General features: G+C 68.0%; 12 protein-coding genes. 9 read left to right on the forward strand and 3 right to left on the reverse strand.

The window, feature by feature from the left end; all coding sequences use genetic code 11:
• Positions 1-82: 82 nt before the first annotated feature.
• Positions 83-2,095, reverse strand: coding sequence for a S9 family peptidase (locus AAF184_18205; protein ID MEO0424278.1), 2,013 nt, complete (start codon positions 2,093-2,095; stop codon positions 83-85).
• 361 nt (positions 2,096-2,456) lie between these two features.
• Here AAF184_18205 and fbp point away from each other — a divergent pair, with 361 nt between their 5' ends.
• The 3 genes from fbp to AAF184_18220 all read left to right on the forward strand — a co-directional run bounded on the left by fbp (position 2,457) and on the right by AAF184_18220 (position 6,588).
• Positions 2,457-3,446, forward strand: a complete 990-nt coding sequence (fbp, locus tag AAF184_18210) for a class 1 fructose-bisphosphatase (protein ID MEO0424279.1) — start codon at positions 2,457-2,459, stop codon at positions 3,444-3,446.
• A 130-nt stretch (positions 3,447-3,576) separates the two neighbouring features.
• On the forward strand, positions 3,577-5,385 hold the full coding sequence (gene typA, locus AAF184_18215; protein ID MEO0424280.1) for a translational GTPase TypA: 1,809 nt from the start codon (positions 3,577-3,579) through the stop codon (positions 5,383-5,385).
• Between the two features lie 234 nt (positions 5,386-5,619).
• Positions 5,620-6,588, forward strand: coding sequence for a diguanylate cyclase (locus AAF184_18220; GenBank protein MEO0424281.1), 969 nt, complete (start codon positions 5,620-5,622; stop codon positions 6,586-6,588).
• A gap of 7 nt (positions 6,589-6,595) precedes the next feature.
• On the opposite strand, the gene AAF184_18225 is transcribed toward AAF184_18220, so the two are convergent.
• The gene (locus AAF184_18225; GenBank protein MEO0424282.1) at positions 6,596-7,312 is read right to left on the reverse strand and encodes a protein-methionine-sulfoxide reductase heme-binding subunit MsrQ; all 717 of its coding nucleotides are present in this window, start codon (positions 7,310-7,312) and stop codon (positions 6,596-6,598) included.
• Positions 7,313-7,340: 28 nt separating this feature from the next.
• A complete protein-coding gene (gene msrP / locus AAF184_18230) occupies positions 7,341-8,309 on the reverse strand; it encodes a protein-methionine-sulfoxide reductase catalytic subunit MsrP (protein MEO0424283.1) in 969 nt (322 codons plus the stop codon).
• Between the two features lie 346 nt (positions 8,310-8,655).
• On the opposite strand from msrP, the gene AAF184_18235 reads away from it, so the two are divergent.
• The 6 genes from AAF184_18235 to AAF184_18260 form a co-directional block, all read left to right on the forward strand.
• Positions 8,656-11,133: a M12 family metallo-peptidase gene (locus tag AAF184_18235; GenBank protein ID MEO0424284.1), complete on the forward strand. Its 2,478-nt coding sequence runs from the start codon at positions 8,656-8,658 to the stop codon at positions 11,131-11,133.
• A 63-nt stretch (positions 11,134-11,196) separates the two neighbouring features.
• On the forward strand, positions 11,197-12,012 hold the full coding sequence (locus tag AAF184_18240) for a hypothetical protein (protein MEO0424285.1): 816 nt from the start codon (positions 11,197-11,199) through the stop codon (positions 12,010-12,012).
• A gap of 60 nt (positions 12,013-12,072) precedes the next feature.
• A complete protein-coding gene (locus AAF184_18245) occupies positions 12,073-13,194 on the forward strand; it encodes an aminoglycoside phosphotransferase family protein (protein ID MEO0424286.1) in 1,122 nt (373 codons plus the stop codon).
• Between the two features lie 58 nt (positions 13,195-13,252).
• Positions 13,253-16,504, forward strand: a complete 3,252-nt coding sequence (locus tag AAF184_18250; GenBank protein ID MEO0424287.1) for an ATP-binding protein — start codon at positions 13,253-13,255, stop codon at positions 16,502-16,504.
• An 81-nt stretch (positions 16,505-16,585) separates the two neighbouring features.
• Complete coding sequence (locus AAF184_18255) at positions 16,586-17,590, forward strand: nitrilase-related carbon-nitrogen hydrolase (protein ID MEO0424288.1); 1,005 nt, start codon at positions 16,586-16,588, stop codon at positions 17,588-17,590.
• Positions 17,587-20,270: FG-GAP-like repeat-containing protein (locus AAF184_18260; protein ID MEO0424289.1), on the forward strand; the 2,684-nt coding region annotated here is incomplete at its 3' end. The genes AAF184_18255 and AAF184_18260, both read left to right, overlap by 4 nt.

Consider the following 20,270-nt stretch of genomic DNA (forward strand, 5'->3'; position numbering starts at 1 on the left):
GGGGGGGCCGCGGCGCTGGGCCGGGGGGGCGGGCTGCGGTGGGGGGAGCCGGCCCCCGGACGGTCCTGGGCGTTTGTGTCGATCAGCGGCCAAGGCTCGCCGTGCGTGCGCCGCGGCCGAGGTGGCGGCCGAGGAAGCTCTCCAAGGCTTGCAGCATCTCCAGGCGCGAGTTGCCATTCATCAGGCTGTGTCCGCCGGACTCGATCTCGACGAAGGTGACCTCACCCCGCGCGCGCTTCAGGGCGCTGGCCATGCCGCTGCCGTGATCGAAGGGGACGCGGCCATCGTCCTTGGCGTGCACGATGAGGACGGGGGAGCTGATCTTCTTGGCCTGATCGATGGGCGAGTAGTCCGAGATGTTCACGCCCTTCACGCCGAGGAGCTTGTCGATCTGCCGCAGGCCGCCGCGGGTGTAGCTGTACTCGCCGCGCAGTTCCTTCAGGTTGCTGACACCGTTGATGCTGGCTGCGCAGCGGTACATCTGCGAATTCTTCACTACGCCCATCAGAGCCGCGTAGCCGCCGTAGGACCAGCCAACGATGCAGACTCGGCCACGGCTGGCGATGCCTTCTTCCACCATCCAGTTCACCCCGTCGTCGAGGTCGTCCTGCATCTTCCGACCCCACTCACCCTCACCGGCCTCGCGGAACTCGCGGCCCTGATAGAGCGAGCCTCGGAAGTTGGGCTGTAGGACGGCATAGCCGCGGCTGGCGATCATCTGCACAAGGAAGTCGAAGCCCCAGGTGTCGCGGCTGGTCGGGCCGCCGTGTGGCATCACCACCACGGGTAAGTTCTTGCGGTCAGCGCCTTTAGGTATCGTCAGGTAAGCGGTGATCTCCAGGCCATCGCGGGCCTTGTAGGAGACCTGCTCCATGGTGGAGAGGGCCTTCGGATCGAGCTCAGGATAGGTGCGACCAAGGGCGAAGATCTTCGAGGCCTTCCGATCCCAGACGTAGATCGTGCCGGCGTCCACATCGCTGCGCGCGCGAACGAGCAGCATGTTCTTGTCTTCTGTCCAGGACAGGATGCTCACCTGATCGTTCGGAAAGGTCTGGGTGAGCGAGTCGTACATGCCCTTCCATTTCTTGTCCGTGAGCACGAGTTCGTTGTCTTGCGCGGGCACGATGTAACCGATCAGCTTGCCGTCATCGAAGCGCGGGTAGATGTCGAACTCCGGGTCCTCATGGAGCACTTCCAGTACCTTGTCCTCAACCAGGTCGAGGCGCACGATTGCTGCACGATCGCTGTTCACCGGGCCGGCGGCGATGGCGTAGCGAGGGTTTTCCTCGAAGCCGTAGGGGAAGATCCGCTTTTCCAACCACTGCGTGTCGTTGGCGTCGGTCCAGTCGCCGCCTGGTGGTCGGTAGGTGGCGAGCAACTCCCCCTTCTCGTTGCGGCCGTAGCCCACTCGCAGCTCATGGTCCTGATCGGTCTCCCACTGGGAGATGTCGAAGGCCCCCTCGCGGATGACCTTGAACTTGCCGCTCTTCAGGTTGACTTTGCGTACTTCCCAGTCGTTGTCCAGATCCGAGTCGAGGGCGGTCATGATGTGGTTGGGGTCGTCACGCATCCAATCGATGACGTCGTCCTGGAAGAGAGGTTCGGGGCACCGATTCCCTACGCGACGGCCCGCGCCGCAGCGGCTTTCGGGCATGGCCAGGCGAACGGGGCGCTTGCTGTCCGACCCGTCGCGCGCGAAGGCGAACAGACGCGTCTGTTCGAGATCGCCCCCGCCAAGCAGCGTGAGCTGGCCGAAAAAGCGCTCCGTCTGAGTGAAGCCGTAGGAGACGACGATCTGCTTGTCGTTGCCCCAGGTGAACCACTTCACGAAGGACTCTGATGACAGGGGCAAAATCGTGGGGTTGCTGGCGTCGGTCACCGGATGGGCGATCACGACCTGGCGCCCATTGAGCGGGTAGAGATAGGCCACCCAGGAGCCGTCGGGTGACAGTTCGATCTGCTGAAGGGACCCCAGCGTAGCGAATGCCTCGAGTTTCGGGCCGGCGGCCGGCGCCATGGTGGACCACAGGATCAGGAGAGCCGTCGCAGCGCTTAGGAGGCGCCCACGACGGCTGCGCGTCGGTGCGTCATGCATAGAGTGTATTCCCCAGATTTCTTGCCGTTGTTTCGGCCCTGGCCTACAGCCCGGGCGGGTGGCCGCCTCTTTGGCGGGCGGCTCGTCGGGGTAGAAGCCTAGCGCAGCAAGCGTTCGTGTTCGAAGTGCTGGCACCCTGGCGCCCCAAACTCTCGCTGGGCGATCCGAGTGTCGCCCGGAAGGAGCGAACTGCGGGTTGCGTCATGCGCTTCGCGGGAGAACATAGTGCGGCTTCTGGTCCCACGCTCTAGTGCGCTACACGGCGCTGCTTTCGCAGTTGTCCCTCGCGCCCCCACCGTGCAAAGCCATTGCGGTATCGTGGCGCCCCGAATTCGCTCGGCCCAAGCCAAGAGAGACCCCCGTGGAACGCGAAAACAAGAATGCCGTTCGCCAAGAGGCGCTGGTCACCCTCCAATCCCACATCCTGGCGGAGGAGGAGCGCGCGCCGGTGGAGACCACAGGCACCCTGTCCTGGATCATGTCGGCGATCTCCATCTCCGCCAAGATCATCGCCAGCCACCTGCGCCGGGCGCGCCTCGAAGACGTCATCGGCGACGCCGGTGAGGAGAATGTGCAGGGGGAGAAGCAGCAGAAGCTCGACGTCATCGCCAACGAGACCTTGATCGCGATTCTTCGCGGTCGCTCGGGCGTCGCCGCCATCGGCAGCGAAGAGGACGAAGAACTCATCCTGGTGGACTCGAGCGGGCGCCGGGGTATGCGCCGTTACGCCGTGCTCTTCGATCCCCTGGACGGGTCTACTAACATCGACATCGGCGGCTCCACGGGCACCATCTTCTCCATCCTGCGCGTGGACGATGACACGCCCGCGCTGCAGCCGGGCACGGCCCAGGTGGCGGCGGGCTACGTCCTCTACGGCTCGTCCACGATTATGGTGAGCACCACCGGCAACGGCGTCAGCATGTTCGTGTTGGACCCGAATGTCGGCGCCTTCATGCGGGTGGAGGAGAACCTTCGCATCCCCGACCGGGGCAAGAGCTACTCGGTCAACGAAGCCAACGCCGACAGCTTTCCCCCGCAGTACGCCCGCTTCCTCGCCCGCTGCCGCCAGGCGGGCTACTCCAGCCGCTACGTCGGCGCCATGGTGGCCGACGTGCACCGCGTGTTGCTCCAGGGCGGCGTGTTCCTCTACCCACCCACGGCCAAGGCGCCCGCGGGCAAGCTGCGCCTGATGTACGAGTGCAATCCGCTCGCCTACCTCATCACCCAGGCCGGCGGCATGGCGACCACGGGCGAGGGCGACATTCTGAGCGTGCAGCCGACCGAACTGCACCAGCGGGTACCGATCGTGCTCGGCAGCCCCGAGGACGTGCAGGCCTTCCTCGACGCCTGATCCCCAGGGGGGGCGCATCGGCGCCCCGATTTGCCTACAATGCCGCACCGCCGCGAACCGGCGCCCGATCAACGGGTGCGCGCGCGCGTCGTATTTTCCGAATCCCCCATCGCTACCTACGGTGTTCTCCGTGATCGACCGCCTTCGCAACATTGCCATCATCGCCCACGTCGACCATGGCAAGACCACCCTCGTCGACCAACTCCTGCGCCCGTCCGGCACCCTCGATGCGCGCAAGGACACGGGCGATCGGGTGATGGACTCGAACGACCTCGAGCGCGAGCGCGGCATCACCATCCTGTCCAAGAACACGGCGATCAACTGGGGCGATTACCGCATCAACATCGTCGACACCCCGGGCCACGCCGACTTCGGCGGCGAGGTGGAGCGCGTGCTGTCCATGGTCGACGGCGTGCTGCTGCTGGTGGACGCGGTAGACGGCCCCATGCCGCAGACCCGCTTCGTCACCCAGAAGGCCTTCGCCCACGGCTTCTCGCCCATCGTGGTGGTGAACAAGATCGATCGCGACGGCGCCCGCCCGGACTGGGTGATCGATCAGACCTTCGACCTCTTCGATCGCCTGGGCGCGAGCGATGAGCAGCTCGACTTCCCCATCGTCTATACCTCGGCCATCAACGGCATCTCCGGCCACTCGCCGGAGGAGATGACCGAGGACATGGAGGTGCTGTTCCAGACCATCGCCGACCGCTGCCCGCCGCCGCCGGTGGACCCGGACGGGCCCTTCCAGCTGCAGATCAGCGTGCTCGACTACTCCCAGTACGTCGGCGCCATCGGCATCGGCCGCATCGCCCGCGGCACCTTGAAGCGCAATGACCCGGTCACCGTCATCGACGACGACGGCAAGCGTCGCAACGAGCGCGTCGGCCAGATCCTCGGCTTCATCGGCCTGGAGCGCCACGAGGTGCAGAGCGCCGGTGCGGGCGACATCGTGGCCGTGGCGGGCATCGAGGCGCCCCAGGTGTCCGAGACCCTCTGCAGCCCCGACGCGGTGGAGGCCCTGTCGCCCCTGACCGTGGACGAACCCACCATCCGCATGACCTTCGAGGCCAACACCTCGCCCTTCGCCGCGCGCGAGGGCAAGTACGTGACCTCGCGCCAGGTGCGCGACCGCCTAATGCGCGAGGCCTCCTACAACGTGGCCCTGCGGGTGGAGGACACGGAAGATCCGGAGAAGCTGCAGGTGTCCGGCCGCGGCGAGCTGCACCTGGCGGTGCTGCTGGAGACCATGCGCCGGGAGGGCTACGAGATCGCGGTGTCGCCGCCCCAGGTGGTGGTGAAGGAGGTCGACGGCCAGCGCCAGGAGCCCTTCGAGCAGCTCACAGTGGACATCGAGGAGGTGCACCAGGGCGCGGTGATGGAAGGCTTAGGTGAGCGCGGTGGTGAGCTCGCGAACATGATGCCCGACGGCAAAGGCCGCGTGCGCCTGGACTACATGATCCCCGCCCGTGGCCTGATCGGTTTCCAGACCGAGTTCCGTACCCTCACCTCGGGCACGGGCTTGCTCTACCACGTCTTCGATCACTACGGCCCCGTGCGTGAGCGGGAGATCGCCCGTCGTGCAAACGGCGTGCTGATCGCCAACTCTAGTGGAAAGGCCTTAGCTTACGCCCTCGCCAACCTGCAGGAGCGCGGGCGCCTGTTCATCGGCCCTGGCGATGAGATTTATGAGGGTCAGGTGGTGGGTATTCACAGCCGCGATAACGATCTGGTGGTCAACCCGATGAAGGCGAAGCAGCTCACCAACGTGCGTGCCTCCGGCAAGGACGAGAACATCCTGCTGACCCCGGCCCTGCGCATGACCCTGGAGCAGGCCATGGAGTTCATCGCCGAAGACGAGCTGGTGGAGATCACGCCGGAGAGCCTGCGCGTGCGCAAGCGGCTCTTGAAGGAGCATGAGCGCAAGCGCGCCTCGCGCTAGTCGTCTGGGGGCCTCAACGCCCGCCGTTGCGATAATCCGGTGACCCAGACCACATAACTGTCAGGAAGTTCCTCGCACCGCCCCCGGGTGCACGGGGCTGTGAAGTGTGACACAGCCCCCAGACGACACTTTGGCACACTGCAAAATGTCAACGTGATTGTCGGCGGATAACATCCGCTACTTCAGGGAATAGACTTCACGTACCACTTCAGACAGTTACAAGGGGCCAACGCCATGGCGTCACCCACACCCATCGACGAGGCCAGCCGCCTGCGTACGCTGCGCGCGCTGAATATCCTCGATACGCCTCGCGAGCGGCGCTACGACCGTTTCGTTGCTATTGCTACCCGATTGTTCAACGCGCCCATCGCCGTGGTCAGCTTCATCGATGGTGATCGCCAGTGGTTCAAGGCAGCCGCTGGCCTCGACGCGCGCCAGTTTCCGCGCGGCGTGTCTCTCTGCGCCTACACCATCATGCAGGACGGTGCGCACGTGGTGGAGGATACGGCAGACCATCCGGAGTTCGCCCAGAACCCCTCGGTGACCGGGCCCCTCGGCATCCGCTTCTACGCGGGTTGTGCCATCGAGGCGGAAGACGGCAGCCACGTCGGCACGCTGGCCATCATGGACACGCAACCGCGCAGCTTCTCCCAGGCCGATCGGGTGATGCTGGAGGACCTGGCGGATCTCGTGTCTCGCGAGGTGTTCAGCCTCGGCGCGACAGCGCTGGATCGCATCACCGGCCTGCCCACGCGTCGCGGCTTCGAGTCGGTCGCCCAGCAGGTGCTGGCGATCAGCCGTCGTCACGACCACTCGGCATCGCTGCTGTTGCTCGACATGGAGAACCTCTCCGATTTCGCTCAACAGCGCGGTTTGGAAGAGGCCGATGAGTTGCTAGCGGAGACGGGGGAGCTGCTCGGCTTCGCCTTCCGCCAGTCAGACGTCATCGCGCACCTCGGCAACGGCAAGTTCTGCATCCTGCTCACGGGGGCGGGCGTCGATCAGGCCGAGCTCTGCCTTGAACGACTTCGCACGGAGCTACGCGGTCGCAACGCCGTGGCGGGCGCCCGCCATCGCATCAGCTATCGCTTGGGCTTTGCGGAGTTCCGTGATCCGGAGCACCGCTCGCTGGAAGATCTCATCGGTGAGGCGGAGCGTACGGCCACTCCGACGGACTTCGCCGAGCAAGTCGCCCTCGCCTGAGGGTGAACTAACCCAGGCGTTCGGCGGTGGGGTTACCGCCGTCGAAGGCCATCGGTGCGGCGGCGTCCGTCGCCGCACTGCGCAGCGCCAGCTGCTGCTTCTGCCGCCAGTGGCGATAGATCCGCCATCCCAACAACAGCGCCACCACCGCTGCGTATATCAGCGGGTTGGCGATGTCCTTCTTCACCTGCCAGAAGTAGTGCCACAGGCCCAGTAGCACCACCACGTACACCAGGAAGTGCAGGCGCTGCCAGGCGCGGCCCATGCGTCGGCGCAGGGCGTCGAAGGAGGTGATGGCGAGCGGCACCAACAGCATCAGGCCCGTGAAGCCGATGGTGATGTAGGGGCGCTTGAGGACGTCTTCCACGATCGTGTCGAACTCCAGCGCCCGGTCCAGGGTGAGGTACACGGTGAGGTGCAGGGAGAGGTAGAAGAACGCGAACAGGCCGAGCATGCGGCGCACGCGACCGATCGCATGCCAGCCCGTGAGCTGGCGTAGGGGCGTCACGCACAGGGTCAGCACGAGCAGGTTCAAGCCCCAGATGCCGCCGCGATTGAGCAGTTCCTCCACCGGGTTCGCGCCCAGGGAGGAGCGCCCGAGACCGAACAGCTCCATCCCGATCTCCGCCAACGCCTTCAGCAGCGGGGCGCAAGCGAGCAGGAACAGGACCGGTTTGATCACCGGCCCCATGAGGCGGTTGATGGTGAGCGCTGCGCTGGCCATGGCGTGGTGGGTCCCTGCGGCTATGGCGCTAGTAGTAGCGAGCCAGATCCATGTCGCTGTACAGCTGGGCTACGTGCTCGCCGTAGCCGTTGAACTTCAGCGTGGCCTGGCGTGATCCGAACAGGCTCTGACCGATGCGACGCTCGCGGGCCTGGCTCCAGCGCGGGTGAGCCACCTCGGGGTTCACATTGGCGTAGAAGCCGTACTCGTGCGGTGCCGACTGCTCCCAACTCGATACCGGTTGGGTCTCGCGGAAGACGATGCGATTGATCGACTTGATGCTCTTGAACCCGTATTTCCAGGGCACGACCAGGCGCATGGGCGCGCCGTTCTGGTTCGGCAGGGGCTTGCCGTACACGCCCACGGCCATCAGCGTCAGGGGGTTCATCGCCTCGTCCATGCGCAGGCCTTCGCGGTACGGCCACTGCAGGACCGGGCGGCGCTGGCCCGGCATGCGCTTGGGGTCGAAGAGGGTTTGGAACTCCACGTACTTGGCGCTCGAGAGCGGCTTGAAGCGCGAGAGCAGGGTGGCCATGGGGATGCCTACCCAGGGGATCACCATGGACCAGGCCTCGACACAGCGCAGGCGATAGATGCGCTCCTCGAGCTGCTGTTCCTTCACCAGGTCTTCGTAGTTGAAGGTACCGGTCACCTCGGCCTCACCGCTCACCTCGACGGTCCACGGCAAGGGCTCGAACTCCTTCGAGAGCACGGCCGGCTGATGCTTGGCAGTGCCGAACTCGTAGAAGTTGTTGTAGGTGGAGATGTCGTCGAAGCTGTTGGGCGGCTCATCGGTGCTGAAGGGGCTGGAGGCGATCTCGCCGGCGAGCTCCCGCGCTTCCGAGCGTTCGCTCATGGTGAGCCCCGTGAGCGTGGCGCCGCCGACCACGGTGCCAGCGCCGATCATGCCGGCCGCCGCCAGAAAACGCCGCCGATCGCGGTAATGCGCTTCGTCGGTGATCTGCGAGGGCTTGATGTCGCTGTCTACTCGTTTCATCTGCAAGTTAACTCCCTTGCGGTATTTAGTCGGCAAGCTAGTGACGCTAGCACACGGCTATCACGTGGTGCTCACGCCGGCAAACGTTACGCCTCCCTAGGATTCGTCGCTGCCCTCGCGAACGATTCTGAGATCTGGTCGTTGGGTCTAAGCTACTGATGTAAAAAGCTTATGTGATCTCTACTGAAGGGGGTCGCAGGGCTGAGCCATGGCTCCACGGCGAGCTTTCAGGATCGCGTGCCAGGTCGCAGTCCTGCCCCTGACGCCCCCCTAGGATCAAGTGACTTGCGTGGTCTCCGGGAATTGCCCGCCCCGCGTGCGACGACCATCTGCCGCGGGTCGACCCATGTCACGTGATTCTCTCGCTCTCGTTCTCACTGTTGCGACGCTGCTGTGCGCGCCTGTCGCGGGTCGCGCGCAGGCGCTGCCTGAGGGGGCGCAGCTGCAACTCGACGGTTGGGCCCTGAGCGAGGGTGAACTCTCCTCTCGCGTCGGCGGCCAGGGCAAGCAAGGGGGCGACGCCCAGGACCGCCGGTTGAGCCTGACGGTCGAGGGCCGCCGCTACGAGATCACCCTGTCACCGGCCCGCAGTGTGCTCGGCGGCCTCCCCGTCGCCCAGCGCCGCGCGTTTGCCCCCACTCGACTGTACCGCGGCACCCTGGCGGGCATGCCCGACGGTTGGGCGCGCGTCACCGTGGCCGACGACAAGTTGTTCGTGCTGATTTGGGACGGCCACGATTTCATCGCGGTGGAGCCGCTGGCGACCACGGGAACCGCGGGCGCTTCCAAGGCAGATCGCGGCCGGCCCGCCCATCGCGCCTACCGCCCGCTGGCCTACGAGGATCTTTCGTTTGCGGAAGATAGTCGTGCGGTGCCCCACGAGGCTCACGCGCACACCCTGACGGCGAAGGCCGAGGCTCCTTCGGCGGCCTTCTCCAAGGCCAACGTGGGCGCACGGATGCAGGTGGCGTGGGTCGCCGATTCGTACTTCCGCAGCCGCCACGGCAACGATAGCCAGGATGAGATGCTGGCCCGGATCAATACGGTGGCCGGGATCTTCGCCGAGCAGCTAGGCCTAGAACTGGTCATCGACGAGCTGACCGTCCTGTCCCCCGCCGAAGACGACTTCTCCGCCAACGATGCTGGTCGCCTGCTCGATCAGGTGGAGCAATTCAAACTGGCCACCAGCACCCGTCGTGCGGCTGGCGTCCTGCACCTGATGACGGGCAGGACCCTCGACGGCAACACGGTCGGCATCGCCGCCGTCGGCGCCGCCTGCAGCGCGCGCTTCGGCGTCTCGTTGACCGAAGCTCGCCGCCCCGCCGCCGTCGACGCCCTGATCGCGGCCCATGAGATCGGCCACAACTTCGATGCGCCCCACGACGGCGAGGGTGCCTGCGCCAGCACGCCGGGGGGTTACCTGATGGCGCCGCGCCTCGGCCAATCCGACGAGTTCTCGCCCTGCAGCGTCGACGTGATGGTCGAGTACCTGCGCCGCGCCAGCTGCGTGAGCGAGGTACGCGCCAGCGACGTCGCGGTCAGCGGTGACCCGCCCGCCGAGGTGTTCGTCGGCACCACCCATACGGTGGAGTACCTAATCGATTCTCCCGGTGTGGGGGACGCCTTCGACATCGGCCTGACCCTCAACTTTGCGGATGTCGGCCTCGACGTGCGCAGCGTGACCCTCGAAGGCGGTATCTGCACCCGCGGCGACCAGCGCATCGACTGCACCCTGGCCGCCCTCGAAGGCGGGGACGCTGCTGTATTCCGGGTGACCTTCGTGGCCGTGGGGATCGGCTCCTGGCCCCTGTCCGTCGCGGTCAGTGCGCCCAGCGATAGCGATCCCACTGACAACCTGCGCGAGGCGCTGGTTACCGTTCGCCCCGCTACCGATCTCGCCGTTAGCTTCGACGATGCCGCGCTGGTGGTGACGCCGGGCGCGGGTCGGCGACTGCCCTTCTCCGTGCTCAACGCGGGGCCGATGGTGGCCCGGGACGTAGTCGTGGAGTTCAGCGCCGAGCAGAGCACCTTGCTCGATGTGGTGGCCGTGGAAGGCTGCCGCGCCGGCGCGGATGCCCAGCAGTGGCGCTGTGAGATCCCGAGTCTCGCGGTGGGCGAGCAGCGTCGCGGGGAGCTGGTGGCTGTGGCCAGCGCCGACGCCGGTGACGGGGCAGTGCGTCGCGAGGCCCTGCGCGCCGAGGTGTGGTCGGTCTTCCCCGATCCGGCGCCGGCCGACAATGTGGCCAGCAGCGAATTGGTGGTCGCCGCCAGCGTCGCTGATCTGGCCGCGCGCCTGAAGGACGCGGCGGTCGAACTCGAGATCGGTGAGGCACGGACCGTGGAGTTGGAGATCACCAACCACGGGCCGGACCCCGCGAACAGCGTCCTCCTCGACGTGGCGTTCTCCCTGGGCACGGTCAGCGTACTGGAAGCGACCCTGGCGGGCGGTGCGCCCTGCGCGATCGAGGCCGGCGCCGTGCGCTGCCAACTGGATGCACTCGCCGTGGGGGAACGCAGCACCGTACGCCTGGTGCTGCAGATGCTCGCCGGCGAGCGCCTGCGCCTGCTCACCGCGGTGGCGAGTGCGGCCTACGACCCCGCCGAGGGCAACGATCTGGTGACCAGCGATCTCGTGGTCGCCGAGAAATCGGTCGCCGCGACCGGCGATGCGGTCGGCGCGACGGCGCCGGCACCCGCCAACCTGGGCAGTGGGTCCTCGGGCGGTGGGGGCGGCGGCAGCTTCGACCCGGGCGTGCTCGTGCTGCTCTCCCTGGCGGTGGGCCTGCGCCGCCGCCGTCGCTCTCCCGGCCCCGTCGCCGCCTAAACCCTCCGCCGCCCTGGCGCATCTAAGCCCCGATCCTATTTTTGGTTTTCGGGGGAATGGACCATGACGGTTGATCTCACTCGCTGCGCGTCGCGCGCGCCGCTCCTGGTACCGCTGATGCTCGGCCTGGCGCTCTCCAGCGCATCGGCACACGCTGACTGGTGGGGCGATGATTGTGACGAGGAGACGCGCCTGGAGCGCGAGGTGGACCTCGCCGGCATCCGCACGGTCGCCATCGAGGCGGGGGCGGGCAGCTTGGAAGTGGTCGGTCGTGCTGGCATCGATCAGCTCGAACTGGTCGGCTTCGCCTGCGCCCGCACGCAGGCGTTGCTGCGCGAGGTGTCCCTGCGCGTGGAACGCCGCGGCGACACGCTGCTGGTCGAGACCGTGTTACCGAGGCAGCGCGACGACAATGCTCGCCTGTCCCTCGAGGTGGAACTACCGCCCCATCTCGCCCTGCGCATCCGTGATTCCTCGGGGAGCCTGGAGGTGCGCGACGTGGCCACCCTCGAGCTGACCGACAGCTCGGGCTCGATCACGATCTCCGAGGTGCCCGGCGAGGTCTACATCGTGGCGGACTCCAGCGGCAGCATCGACATCGCCGACGTCGGCAGTGTGCGCATCGATCAGGACTCGAGCGGCAGCATCGACGTCGTGCGCGCCGCCTCGGTGCACATCGAGCGCGACAGCTCCGGATCGATCTCGGCGCGCGACGTGGTCGGGGATGTCTACGTGGGCAGCGACACCTCCGGCAGCATCGATGTGAACGATGTCGGCGGCAACTTCACCGTCCGTCGAGACACGAGCGGCGGCGTGCGTCATCGCAACGTGGCGGGCGTGGTGCAGATCGACGGCGAGCGCGGCGGCTCCCGGCGCTAGCGGTTCCCTAGACCTCTAGCTCAGGCCCCGGGCCCCCAGCGGGGCGGGTACACTGGCGCCATGCCAGCCGTGCCCGCCCCCGGTGATCCGCCGCCCCGAGATGAACTCATCGCGGCCTACGGGTTCTCCTCCGCGGCCGAGGCCCTGATTCCTTTCGGGCCGGGCCGCATCCACCGCAGCTACCGCCTCGTCGACGGAGCGCACGCGTGGCTGCTCCAGCAGCTGAACACGCGCGTGTTCCCGCATGTGTCGGCGTTGGCCGCCAACGTCGCGGCGGTCACCGCGCATCTCGCCGCCGGGCCCCAAGGCACGCTCGCGAGCGGCCGCCCGCGTCCCCAGCTGACCCTGCGCCCCACCCGGGCCGGCGCGCCCCTGTACGAGACGGCCGACGGCCACTGGTGGCGCGCCTACCGCTTCATCGACGGCGCCGCGCCGGGCATCCCGACCGATCTCGAGCAGGTGCGCCAGGCCGCAGCGTGCTTCGGCGAGTTCCTGCGGGCCTGCGCCGATCTGCCGGCCGACTCTCTGGCCCTCACCATTCCCCACTTCCATGACACGGCGTATCGCTACCGTGTCTTCGCGGATGCCGTGACCGGCGATGTCATGGGCCGCGCCAGAGACTGTGCTGAACTCATCGCCTTCGCCCAGGCGCGTGCGCCCCTCGCCGACCGCCTCGAGGATCTCGCCCGCGCCAACGGCGTGCCTCAGCGCGTCGTGCACAACGACTGCAAGCTCGATAACGTGTTGTTCGATGCGAGCAACGGCGAAGCCCTGTGTGTGGTGGACCTCGACACGGTGATGCCCGGCTTGGCCTGGCACGACATCGGCGATCTGATTCGTTCGGCGGCCGCCACTGGAGGGGAGGACGGCGACGCCCTGGCCCTCGACCCGCAACGCTTCGAAGCCGTCGTCAGCGGTTACCTGGCGGGTGTGGGCGATCTGCTCTCCAGCGCCGAGCAGCTGCACTTGACGGATGCGGCCCAGGTCATCACCTATGAGCTTGGTTTGCGCTTTCTGACCGATCACCTGGCAGGGGACACCTACTTCCGGGTGCAGGCGAGCGGGGACAATCTGCGCCGTGCGCAGCGACAGTTTGGTCTGCTCACCTCCATGGAACGCCAGGCGAGCGCTCTGCTGCGCGTGGTGGAGCGAGCTGCCGCAGGCAGCGCGGTTGCGCGGTAGCGGACCGAGTTGGCATGCTCGCAGGCTGCTGTCGTCTCCTGGGGTCACCTTCTCGCGCATGTCGATTCGGCGAATCGCTCGCTGGCGTAGCGGGTGTGCACTCACCCTTTCCTTGCTTGCCCTCGCCGTCAGCAGCGGCGCGGCGAGCGCGCAGGAGGGCCCGAGGCGCGACGCAGTCGCGCTCACTATCGGCGTGCCCGTGCTCGGGGTGCCGCTCGCCTATCGCGACGAGAACGGTGAGCCCGCGGGCGTACTGATCGACTATTGGCGCTTGGCGCAGCGTGAGCTCGGTCCCCTGCGCATCTCCCTGTGTGCAGCGCCCGGCGATTGCCTGGCCGATCTCGAGGCCGGCGCGCTCGACCTGGCCGGCCCCATGGCCGTCGCCGGCGCCTCGCAAGCGGTGACCTACACCGCGCCCGTGCTGAGTCTCCCGGTTGCGGGCGCCTCGCGCACCGATCGCGGCCGTGACGCGCGATTGTTGACCGGCGCCCGGGTCGGGTTGGTGCGGGGTCAGGGCGCCGATGGGCCGGGACCCATCGCGGGTGGACGAGCGGGGTGCTTGGCGGAGGATGATTGCGCGGCCCTCGCCCGGTGGTCGCCGGCCTCGGTGCTCACCGTGAGCGCGAGCGCGGCCTCGCTCGACGCGGCGTTGGGCAGTGACGTGGACGTGCTCGTAGGCGCCCAGCCTCACCTTGCAGCTGTCCTAGGTGATGCACCACGTGTGCAGATGACCGAGCTGTGGCGGCGATGGCTGTATGTCGCGGCGAGGACGGGTGATCAAGATCGCCTGCAGAACGTCGAGGAGATCCTCCTCGGGCTGTCGCCCGCCATGCTCAACGAGAGTCCGGGGTTTGCGAAGGCCTTCGGTGGCGTCGAGGCGCTGGCGCTGCCGATGGATGTGCCCGAACTCAGCGACGAGGAAAAGCGCTTTTTGGATCGCCACCCTGCGCTGCACCTCGGTGCGGCGGTCTGGGAGCCGCTCACGGTGCTCGAGGACGACTACGCCACGGGCCTCGCGATCGACAGCGTGCGCTACCACTTGAAGCGCCTCGGCGTGCGGGCCGTCTTCGATGTGCGGGATTGGCCGACGGTGCGGGCGATGGCCGATGGGCGCCAGCTCGACGGCTTGGGCTACGTCGTCTCCAGCCGCAACCTCGAGGATGGGCAGTACGCCTTGACCCACTCCGTGGTCGAGGCGCCCTTCGTGGCAGCCCTCGGCCCCTCGGCGCCCTTCGTGGGATCGGTGGAGGAGATCGTCTCCCTGCCCGCCGTGATGCAGCGTCAGTACGAGGCCTTTCTTCCGGTGGTGCGGGCGGCCTACCCGGGGCTCGATCTGCAGCTGGCGGCGACTCCGCGCGAGGCGGTGGACGCGCTGCTCGAGGGGCGGGCTCAGGTGTGGCTCGATTTCCTCCCGATCGTGCGCTACTCGCTGGCGCAGTTCGGCGTCGAGCAAGCGGGGGACGTGCGCACCATCAACCTGGATCTGTTCGAGCGCATGTCGACGGCCCTCGACCCTGCCCTCACGCCCATGGCGACCCTGATGAACCGCTCGATCGATAGCGCGCCCGTGGGGCTGGCCGCGGTGCAGAGCCGGTGGCTCGAGCTGACCGTGGAACCTGAGGTAGGCGGGCGTCATCGGGCCACCGACGTCGCCCTCACCCTACTGACCCTCGCGCTTGGGGGCGGCTGCGTGCTCCTCCTGCGCCAGCGCATGCTGCAACGGGCGCGCTTGCAGGCGAGCGAGGCGGCTCTGCGGCGGGCGCAGTTGCTCTCGGGGGTCGGCAGCCTGGAGGTGCCCCCGCCCTACAACCGCGTGCTCCTGACGGGCGACACGGGTCACCTGCTCGGCCTGCCACGAGACCTGGCGGAACAAGCGCTGGATGCGCACCTGGCCCTGTTCGAGCAGGAGGATGCGACCCGCTTGGATCAGGCCCTGGAATCGGCCTGGCGCGCCGGTTATGGCAATACGGTGGCGCTCACGGCGCGCGACCAGCGCCGCTTTCTCTACGAGTTGGCGCCGCCCCAGTCGACGCAGCAGCAGACCGCCTCGGTGCTCATCACCCTGCGCGACGTCACCGAGCAGACCAAGCGCGAAGAGCGCGAGCGCGCCCTCGAACACGAGGTTATGGAGCGCCAGAAGCTCGACGCGGTGGGGCGCCTTGCCGCCAGCATCGCCCACGACTTCAACAACGTGCTGAGTGTGGTGCTCGGCAGCGCGGAACTGGCGCTGCGCGACGTGCCCGAGGGGCATCCCGCGCACAAGCCGATCCAACAGGTGCTCACGGCGGGCCTGCGCTCGCGCGAGCTGATCGGACAGATGCTCAACTCCGTGCGACCGCCGGCGCGGGAGCGACAGCGCGTGTCCCTGCGGGCGGTGGTCTCGGACACGCTCGGCCTCCTGAGCCACGGCATCCCGGCCACCGTGACGCCCGCGATCGACCTCGGTGACGCGTCGCTGTTCGTGGACGGCAACGACGTGCAGCTGCGCCAGGTGGTGGGCAATCTCATCCGCAACGCCGTCGACGCGATGCCGCAGGGCGGCCAACTCGGGGTGGCGCTGAGCCACGAGGAGACGTCCCTGGGGCCGCGAGCGCGCCTGCGGGTAGCCGACACGGGCGTCGGCATGAGCGAGGAGACGCTGGCCAACTGCTTCGAGTTCTTCTACACCACGCGGACTGAGGGCACGGGGCTGGGCCTCGCCATCGTGCGCAGCCTGGTGACTGCGCACCGCGGGCGGGTGGAGGTGCGCTCCACGGTGGGTGAGGGGACCGCCTTCGATGTGTGGTTGCCCCTGGCTGACGAGCAGGAGGATCCGCCGCCCAAGGGCAAGGCGGCGCCCCTGCAACTCGTCTCTGAGGCCTCCGCTCAGGTGGCACCCCAAGATCCTGACCTGCCGCCGGGGCCGGCGGCGCAGGCGGGCAACCTCGGCAGCAATCCGCCGCACCTCCTGTTGGTGGACGACGAGCGCGAGATGCTGAGCGCGGTCTCCAGCGGCTTGCGCGCCCGGGGCTTTCGGGTCACGCCCGTGGTCGGCGCGGACGCCGCCCTGGCCGCCGTCGACCGTCATCGCATGTTGTACGACGTCGTGCTCACCGATCTGACCATGTCCGGGATGTCGGGGGTGGATCTCGCGCGGGAGTTGAAGCGCCGCGAGCCGCGCCTGCCCGTGGTACTGCTCGCCGCGGGCTCGGAGGATCCCAACGCCCTCACGGGCTCGCGCCACATCGACCGGGTGCTGGACAAGCGAATCAGCAATGACGACCTCTCCGGCGTGCTCGGCGAGTTGGTCTACGGCTACGCTGCCTCCTGAGACGCCGCTCCGCGACCGCCATTGCGCAAAACCACGCGCGGCGGTGGGCGCACGGCGGGGACTGCGGCACAATCCTGCGCCATGTATTACGCCGCCGCCTGCCAGACCGATTTCCCCAGTCCGACCCATCGCCGGGAGATCGTCGAACGAACGAATCGTCAGTGCGAGATCATCACCCAGACCCTGAGCGGCTACGAGCCGTTCTTCGACGTGCGTCTGTTCGCCTTTCCGGAGTTCTCCCACGCAGCGCCGGCGTACGAGCGCGCGGAAGATCTTCACGCTCATCTCGCGCTGCCGATTCCGAACGAACACACGGATCGCTACGAGCGCCTGTGCCGCGAACACGGCTGCTACCTGCAGACGGGCACCTTCCTGGAGTGCGATGACGACTGGCCGGGCTTGGTCTTCAACACCACGGTCCTGATCGGTCCCGACGGCATCCTCTCGCGCTACCGCAAGGTCAATCCCTGGTTGCCGTGGGAGGTGCACACGAGCCCCCACGATCTACTGCCCGACTATCCCCTCGATCCGTTTCCTGTGGTGGAGACGGAGCTCGGCCGCCTGGGCGCGGCGATCTGCTACGACTGGCTGTTTCCCGAGACCATCCGCGAGCTGTCCTTTCGCGGTGCTGAAGTGCTGATCCGCGTATCGGCCTACATGGACCCTTGGGGCACGGCGCAGCCCATGGACTGGTGGACCCTGATCAACCGCACCCGCGCCCTCGAGAACACGGCCTACGTGGTGGCGGCTAATCAAGGTGCTAGCCTGCGCCACTACCCACCCTTCTCCTGGCCGGGCGGCAGCATGGTGGTGGACTACGACGGTCGAATCCTGGCGCAGGCCGAGGCCGGCGGCGGCGAGCGGGTGGTCGTGGCGCCGATCAACATCGAGATGTTGCGCGAGGAGCGGGCTCGGCGCGCCGGCCACGACATGCGCAGTCACCTGCGCAGCGAAGTGCACGGCTACCTGCGCACGCCTCACCTCGCGCCCGGCGGTCGTGGCGTGCCCCAAACTGATGAGATCGAGGCGCGGATCCGCGCCGCCAAGGCCACCCTGGGCGCCACGCCAGCGGAGAAATCGCGATGACCGCGATGCGCGCATCGGCCGTCGTGTCGCTGGCGACCCTCTGCTTGGGTGGGTTGCTGCTCAACGCCTGCGGTGGGGGCGCGGGGCGCGAGGACGCCCGCTTCCCGGACGAGGTGGTGGCGCTCAACAACCGCGGCGTCGGCCTCATGGGCTACTTCGACTATCCCGGCGCGCGCGAGGTGTTCGAGCGAGTGGTCGCCGCCGAGCCGCAGTGGATAGACGCTCGGGTCAACCTTGCGATCGCCACCCTCAACCGGCAGCAGGAGGGCGATGAGGCGCTCGCGGACGCGATCCTCCAAGAGGTGCTCGGCCAGGCTCCCGAGCACCAGCGCGCCCACTTCGTGGCTGGGCTTCTGCGCCTGTACGAAGGTGCCCAGGTCGCTGCCCTCGAACACTTCCAGCAGGTGGCTGAGGCGGATCCGAGCGACGCCTACGCCGCCTACTACACGGGTCAACTGCTCTCCGGCGACGATCCTGAGGAGGCGCTGCGCTGGTTCGAGCGCGCCATCGAGACCGACCCCTACCTGCGCAGCGCCTACTACGGCGCCAGCATCGCCCTGCGACGCCTGCGCCGGCGCGAGGAGGCGGTGCAGATGCAGGAGCGCTACCTGCGGCTGGAATCCAATCCCCGCGCGCGCCTGGCGGAGTTCAAGTACACGCGCATGGGCCCCAAGGCCAACGCCCTCGCGGTGCCCTCGAGCGCGCCGACCACGGTGGCGGCGCCGCCGACGGGCGCCGTGTTCGCCGATGCGGTGTCGATCGCTCCCGATTGGCAGTTGCCCCGGACGTCCACCCTCACCACTGCCGATCTCGATGGCGACGGCGAGCAGGACCTCTTCGCGAGCGCCGCGCGAGCGAGCGCCGATGCCCCTGCGGCCAGCCTGGTGCTGCTGGCGGATGGGCAGCGCGACGGCTGGCGTGCGGTGAAGGATCATCCGCTGAGCGGCGTCGAGGGCGTGGTGGCCGCCGCGTGGGCCGATTTTGACAACGACGGGGACGTGGACGCCTACCTCTGCCGCGCGGGTGCGGATCAGCTGTGGTACCAGGAGGACGGCGCTTGGGTCGCGCAGACGGTGCAGTCGTTGGGAATGGCCCTGCCCGCGGACGATTGCCGTGACGTCGCCGCCTTCGATGCCGATCACGACGGCGACGTCGACGTGTTCGTGGTGGGCGAACAGGCTAACGAACTGATCAACAACGACGGAGACAGCAGCTTCCGCGCGCTGGCGCAGTCCCAGGGCTTGGCCGGGACGGGTGGGGGACGCCAGGTGCTCGCCCTCGACGTGGATGCGGACCGCGACACGGACATCGCCGTGCTGAACGCCGAGCCACCTCACGCGTTGTACTTGAACGATCGCCTGTGGCAGTACCACGCCCTGCCAACGCCCGCGTTCGCCGAGGCGGTTGCCGAGGCCATGAGCGCGGGGGATGCGGACGCGGACGGCCAGGCGGAGCTCTACCTGCTGGATGCCGCCTCGAGTGCGGTCACCGTGCTCGAATGGGACGGCGCTGAGTTCACCGTGGCGGTCACCTCGGCGGTGCCGACCGATACCACCTACGTGGGCTTGAACGACTACGACGGCGACGGTGCGATGGAACTGCTCGCGGCCGGCGCCAGTGGCGTGGCGCGGCTCGACGCTCGGGGTTTGCTCGCCGGGGAGCCCCGCGCGAGTGCGCCCGTGTCGGCCTCGCCGCTGACAGCGCTCACGCCGGTGCTGCGCGATGTGTCCCGCGGCCCCGGGCTGGTGAGCGTGGTGGACGGCACGATGCAATGGCGTGCTCCCGGCGCCGGGCGCCATGGGTTTGCGGCCTTCTCCCTCGTGGGGCGGGAGTCGGAGGCGGATGCCATGCGCTCGAACGCGGCGGGCATCGGCACGCGCCTGGCCCTGCGGCGTGGCGAGTACTGGAGCGTCACCAGCACCTTCGATAGCGATTCCTCGCCGGGGCAGAGTCTGCAGCCGGTGAGTCTCGGCTTGGGCATGAGCGAGCGCGCGGACTTCGTCGCCATCGACTGGTCGGACGGCGTGTTCCAGACCGAGTTGGATTTGCCCGCGGGCGCCCTGCATCGGATCGCCGAGACTCAGCGTCAGCTGGCGAGCTGCCCGGTGCTGTTTGCCTGGAACGGTGAGGAGTACGCCTTCGTCACCGACCTCCTCGGCGTGGGCGGCATCGGGTTCTTCCTCGCACCCGGCGAGTACAGCGCGCCGCGCCCGTGGGAACGCATGCTGCTCAGCGAGCGCCAGCTGGCGCCGCGAGACGGTCACCTGGCGCTGAAGCTCACCGAGCCGATGGAGGAGGTGGCCTACGTCGATCAGCTGCGGCTGCAGGAGGTGCTCGTGCCGCCCGGCTGGCAGGTGATGCTCGACGAGCGCCACAGCACCGATCCGCAGCGTCCGCCGCAGGGCGAACTGCACTGGTACCGCGAGTCGCTGCTGCCTCTGGGCGCGCACGATGGTCGCGGTGACGACGTGCTGGCGAGCGTGCGGGATCGGGACGGCGTGGCCGCGCCCATCACGGCGCGCGACCGGCGGTTCCTCGGGCGCCTGCGCGAGCCGCAGGTGCTCACCCTGGAGTTCCCCGCCGCCCTGGGCGAGCAGGATGAGCGCAAGCGATGGCTGCTCGCGGATGGGTGGGTCGAGTATCCCTACTCGCAGACCCTGTTCGCTGCCTGGCAGGCCGA

The sequence above is a fragment of the Pseudomonadota bacterium genome (assembly GCA_039815145.1).
Classification (GTDB): Bacteria; Pseudomonadota; Gammaproteobacteria; order Steroidobacterales; family JBCBZW01; genus JBCBZW01.

Coding starts and splice junctions, on each gene's coding strand:
- msrP (MEO0424283.1), bottom strand. CDS start 8,309: ATGAAACGAGTAGACAGCGACATCAAGCCCTCGCAGATCACCGACGAA.
- AAF184_18225 (MEO0424282.1), bottom strand. CDS start 7,312: ATGGCCAGCGCAGCGCTCACCATCAACCGCCTCATGGGGCCGGTGATC.
- AAF184_18205 (MEO0424278.1), bottom strand. CDS start 2,095: ATGCATGACGCACCGACGCGCAGCCGTCGTGGGCGCCTCCTAAGCGCT.
- AAF184_18235 (MEO0424284.1), top strand. CDS start 8,656: ATGTCACGTGATTCTCTCGCTCTCGTTCTCACTGTTGCGACGCTGCTG.
- AAF184_18255 (MEO0424288.1), top strand. CDS start 16,586: ATGTATTACGCCGCCGCCTGCCAGACCGATTTCCCCAGTCCGACCCAT.
- AAF184_18245 (MEO0424286.1), top strand. CDS start 12,073: ATGCCAGCCGTGCCCGCCCCCGGTGATCCGCCGCCCCGAGATGAACTC.
- AAF184_18240 (MEO0424285.1), top strand. CDS start 11,197: ATGACGGTTGATCTCACTCGCTGCGCGTCGCGCGCGCCGCTCCTGGTA.
- AAF184_18250 (MEO0424287.1), top strand. CDS start 13,253: ATGTCGATTCGGCGAATCGCTCGCTGGCGTAGCGGGTGTGCACTCACC.
- AAF184_18220 (MEO0424281.1), top strand. CDS start 5,620: ATGGCGTCACCCACACCCATCGACGAGGCCAGCCGCCTGCGTACGCTG.